Source organism: Nitriliruptor sp., from assembly GCF_040882075.1.
Taxonomy (GTDB): domain Bacteria; phylum Actinomycetota; class Nitriliruptoria; order Nitriliruptorales; family Nitriliruptoraceae; genus Nitriliruptor.
Map to the genome: position 1 here is coordinate 1 of NZ_JBBEBZ010000080.1, position 4796 is coordinate 4796.

Genomic DNA, 4796 nt, shown 5'->3' on the forward strand with positions numbered 1-4796 from the left:
CCGGTCGACCGGTAGGCGAGTGGGGGCAGCCGTGCCCCTCCCGGTCGACCGGTAGGTGAGCGGGGGCAGCCGTGCCCCTCACGGTCGACCGGTAGACGCCAGCGGCGGGCCCTCCCGGTGTCCGGGCGGGCACCCTCGTCGCCACGCACAGAGCCGTAGGCTCCGCCCGCGGGGAGCCCCGTGCAGCGGCAGCGAGGAGCCAGGGTGGGACGCATCTTCGGAACCGACGGGATCCGGGGGAAGGCCAACGTCGACCTCACACCCGAGCTGGCGGTCAGCGTCGGCCGCGCGCTCGGCACGGTCCTCCACGAGGGTGGCGACAAGCGACCCACGGTCCTGATCGGACGCGATCCTCGCTGGTCGGGCGAGATGATCGACGCGGCGCTCATCGCCGGTCTGACCTCGGCGGGCGCCGACGCGGTCTCGGTCAGCGTGGTCCCCACCCCCGCGGTGGCCCACCTCACCAAGCGGTCCGCCGCCGCGGCCGGCGTGATGATCTCGGCCTCGCACAACCCCGTCGGCGACAACGGCGTGAAGATCTTCGGCCCCGACGGCTACAAGCTGAGCGACGCCGAGGAGGAGCGGCTCGAACAGTTGATGGAGGACGACGACGGGCGCCGTCCGACGGGCACCGGGGTGGGACGTCGTCTGCGGGACCCGGCTGCGGTCAGCCGCTACATCGAGCACATCGTCGGGCTGGCCGACGTCGACCTCTCGGGCCTGCGCGTCGTGGTCGACGGTGCCAACGGTGCGGCCTCCTCGATCGCGCCGCAGGTCTACCGCCAGCTCGGCGCCGAGGTGATCAGCATCCACTGCTCGCCCGATGGCGAGAACATCAACGCCGGGTGTGGTTCGACCTACCCCGATGTGATCGCGCAGGCGGTGCTCGAGCACGACGCCGATGCGGGCATCAGCCACGACGGTGACGCCGACCGGCTCGTCGCCGCGACCCACGAGGGCGCGGAGGTGGACGGCGACGTCATCCTCGCGATCCTCGCCCGCCAGATGCACCACCAGGGCACCCTCAGCGGCGGCGCTGTCGTCACCACCGTGATGACCAACCTCGGGTTCAAGCGCGCCATGGCCGGGCTCGGGATCGAGGTGGTCGAGACCGCCGTCGGGGACCGCTACGTGCTCGAGGCGATGCGCGAGCGCGGGATGAACCTCGGTGGTGAACAGTCCGGCCACCTCATCGCGCTCGACCACGCGACCACCGGGGATGGGATCCTGTCCGCCGTGCAGTTGCTGTCGGTGGTGCGCTCGACCGGCGCGAGCCTCAAGGAGTTGGCGACCGTCATGACCCGGCTGCCGCAGGTGCTCGTCAACGTCCGCGACGTGGACCGCGACGCGCTCGACGGCGCCGAGCCGGTCTGGGACGTGGTCCGCGAGGAGGAGGAGCGCCTCGGTGATGCGGGCCGCGTGCTGCTGCGCCCGTCGGGGACCGAACCCATCATCCGGGTGATGGCCGAGGCCGAGACGGCCGACGACGCGCAGCGGTCGGTCGACCGCATCGCCGACACGGTCCGCGACCACTTGACCATCTAGGCCGGACACCGCGTCGGTACCCTCCGCGACCCCCGAACCGAGAGGATCCGTGGACGGCTTAGGTACCCAGCTCGCCCTGGTCGGCGTGCTGGTGCTCCTGAACGCCGCGTTCGCTGGGAGCGAGATCGCGCTGATCACGCTCCGTGAGGGGCAGGTCGACCGGCTCGAGAAGCGCTCGCGCAGCGGTCGAGCGCTGGCGAAGCTGACCCGACAGCCCAACCGCTTCCTCTCCACGATCCAGATCGGCATCACGCTCGCGGGTTTCCTCGCCTCGGCGACCGCGGCCGTCACGCTGGCCGAACCCCTCGTCGAACCGTTGTCGTTCCTCGGCGGCGCCGCTCGCGGTGGCGCGATCTTCGTGGTCACCGCCATCCTGTCGTTCGTCACCCTGGTGTTCGGTGAGCTGGCTCCGAAGCGCCTGGCGATGCAGCGGTCCGAGGGCTGGGCGCTGCTCGTCGCCCGTCCGCTGTCGGGGCTCGCGACGGCCGCCGGGCCGCTCGTCTGGGTGCTGTCGCGCTCCACGGACCTCGTCGTCCGCCTGTTCGGCGGCGACCCGACCCGGACCGGCGAGGACGTCACCCACGAGGAGGTCCGTGACCTGGTCACCAGCGGGGACCTCTACGTCGGGTTCCAGCGTCAGGTCATCGCCGGTGCGCTCGAGGTCGCCGACCGGACCGTCCGACAGATCGTCACCCCGCGTCCGGACGTCCTCGGTCTGTCCCAGTCCACCTCCGTCGACGAGGCGATCGCCGAGTTGGCCGCGGCCGGGCACTCGCGGGCACCGGTGTACGCCGACCGGCTGGACGACGCCGACCGGTACGTGTCGGTCCTCGCGCTCGTTGGCCGGACCGGCATCGTCGGCGACCACGCCGAACCGACCGTCGTCCTACCCGAGTCGGCCGGCGCGCTCGACGCCCTCCGGCAGCTCCAGCTCGAACGACGCCAGATGGCGATCGTGGTCTCCGAGCACGGCTCGCTCGAGGGGATCATCACCGTGGAGGACCTCGTCGAGGAGCTCGTCGGTGAGATCTACGACGAGCACGACGCCGACATCGCCGAGGTGATCCGCGGCGAGGCCGGGGTGCTCGAGCTGGTCGGTCGCTTCCCGGTCCACGACCTCGACGACCTCGACGTCACCGCGCCCGACACCGACGCGGCCACCGTGGGGCCTCGTCACCGAGCTGCTCGGACGTCTCCCGGTGGTGGGCGACGAGGTCACCTTCGGCAGACACCGCATCGAGGTGGTGGCGGTGACCGACCGGACCGTCGAACGCGTCCGGGTCGGACCGGTGGACGGCACCCTCGACGCCGACGTCACCACCGACGGTGCCGAGCCACCTGACGGCGACCGTCCCACCTCCTGACCGGAGCCCCGGTGCGCCGTCCCGCCTCATCCCTGTCGGCGTCGCTGCTGGCCACCGCGGTGCTGCTCGCAGGGTGTGACAGCGACGACGGCGCGGCGAGCGACCCGATCGCGCTCGAGGATGGGACCGAGGGGACCGATGGGACCGATGGGACCGATGGGACCGATGGGACTGGCGGGGACGCCACCACCGAGGCGGCTGACGGTGGGGACGACGCAGGGGACGGGGCCGACGCGGACCCCTCCGGCACGGGTGGCGAGGTGGACGGCAGCACGGCTGAGCCGGGGACCTGGCGCGTCGGCGATGCCGGCACCGTCACGTTCTCGCTCTCGGACGGGGTCCTGTCGCTCGACGAGGTCCGCCCGGCCGATGGCTGGGACGGGACCGAGGAGGAGGTCGACGGCGACGAGATCGACGTCGACCTCGAACGGGACGGCGAGAGTTACGAGTTCCACGTCGACCTCGAGGACGACGGCAGCCGGCTCGAGGTGAGCATCGACCACGACCTCGACGACGCGGACGCCGGCACCTTCGAGGTCGGGGATGCGGGCAGCGTGACGGTGTCGATCGACGGCGATCGGCTCGTGGTGGATGACCTGAGCCCGGCCGACGGGTGGGAGGTCGGCGACCGCGAGGACGATGACGACGCGCTGAGCTTCACGTTGACCCGCGGCGACCAACGCTGGGAGGTCGACATCGAGCTCGACGACGGCAACCTCGACGTCGAACGCGACCTCGAGGTCCGCAGCACGCTCTGAGCGAGCCGTCCGGTGCCGCCTCCGGTGGCACGGGTGCCCCGGATCGTGGGCGGCGGGCGGACCGGCCGACCGGGCCGTCCGTGGCCGCAGGCCCCGTCGGTAGGATCGGCCGGTCTCAAGCCCAGCGTGGAGGATCGCTCGTGTGCGGCATCATCGGCATCACCGGACGTGACGACGCGGTCGACGGCATCATCGCCGGGCTGCAGCGTCTCGAGTACCGCGGGTACGACTCCGCGGGCATCGTGGTGGTCGACACGGACGGCGACCTCGCGCACGTCAAGCGGGCCGGCAAGCTCGCCAACCTGATCGGGGCGCTCGAGAGCGAGCCGACCAGCGGACGCACCGGGATCGGACACACCCGCTGGGCCACCCACGGCGCCCCGAACGACGTCAACGCCCACCCCCACCTCGACCCCTCCGGCCGCGTCGCCGTGGTCCACAACGGGATCATCGAGAACTACCAGGGGCTGCGCGCCTCGCTCGGCGACGACGCGACGTTCCTGTCCGAGACCGACACCGAGGTCACCGCCCACCTCGTGGCGCGCGAGCTCGACGCCCAGGACGGCGACCCGGACCTGCTGCTGGCCGTGCGCAAGGTCGTCGCGCAGCTCGAGGGCGCGTTCTCGCTGTGCTTCGTGACCACCGACGACCCCGACACGATCGTGGTGGCCAAGCACGAGGCGCCGCTGATCGTGGCCCACGCCGACGGGGTCGGGTACTGCGCCTCGGACGTGGCTGCCCTGATCGCGCACACCCGCGACGTCGCGGCCCTGCTCGACGGCCAGATCGCCCGCATCACCCCCGACGGGTACGAGGTCGTGGACGTCGACGGCAACAGCGTCGAGCCGCACCGCTACCGCGTGGACTGGGACCTCGACGCCGCCGAGAAGCAGGGCTACGAGCACTTCATGCTCAAGGAGATCCACGAGCAGCCCCAGGCGGTGGCCGACACGTTGCGGGACCGCTTCGCCGAGGGGCGGCTCCAGCTCGACGAGCTGCGCTCCGACGAGGGCGAGCTCGCCCGCATCGACAAGGTGTTCATCCTGGCCTGCGGCACCTCGCTGCACTCGGGGATGGTCGGCAAGCTCGCCATCGAGCACTGGGCGGGCATCCCGGTCGAGGTCGAGGT

At 71.9% G+C, this 4796-nt stretch carries 4 protein-coding genes and 1 pseudogene; all 5 read left to right on the forward strand.

Translation table 11 applies throughout. From position 1 onward, the window contains the following. The first annotated feature begins 204 nt into the window (after window positions 1-204). Window positions 205-1545 carry a phosphoglucosamine mutase gene (gene glmM, locus WEB03_RS04195; protein WP_368069717.1) on the forward strand — a complete coding sequence of 447 codons (1341 nt, stop codon included), beginning with the start codon at window positions 205-207 and terminating at the stop codon, window positions 1543-1545. Between the two features lie 91 nt (window positions 1546-1636). Beyond that, window positions 1637-2506: pseudogene (locus tag WEB03_RS04200) on the forward strand (hemolysin family protein); the annotation flags it as partial. Window positions 2507-2747: 241 nt separating this feature from the next. Then, window positions 2748-2909, forward strand: a complete 162-nt coding sequence (locus WEB03_RS04205) for a hypothetical protein (protein WP_368069718.1) — start codon at window positions 2748-2750, stop codon at window positions 2907-2909. Between the two features lie 11 nt (window positions 2910-2920). Further along, window positions 2921-3667: a hypothetical protein gene (locus WEB03_RS04210; RefSeq protein ID WP_368069719.1), complete on the forward strand. Its 747-nt coding sequence runs from the start codon at window positions 2921-2923 to the stop codon at window positions 3665-3667. A 140-nt stretch (window positions 3668-3807) separates the two neighbouring features. After that, the coding region (locus tag WEB03_RS04215) for an isomerizing glutamine--fructose-6-phosphate transaminase (protein ID WP_368069720.1) at window positions 3808-4796 on the forward strand (989 nt) is incomplete at its 3' end.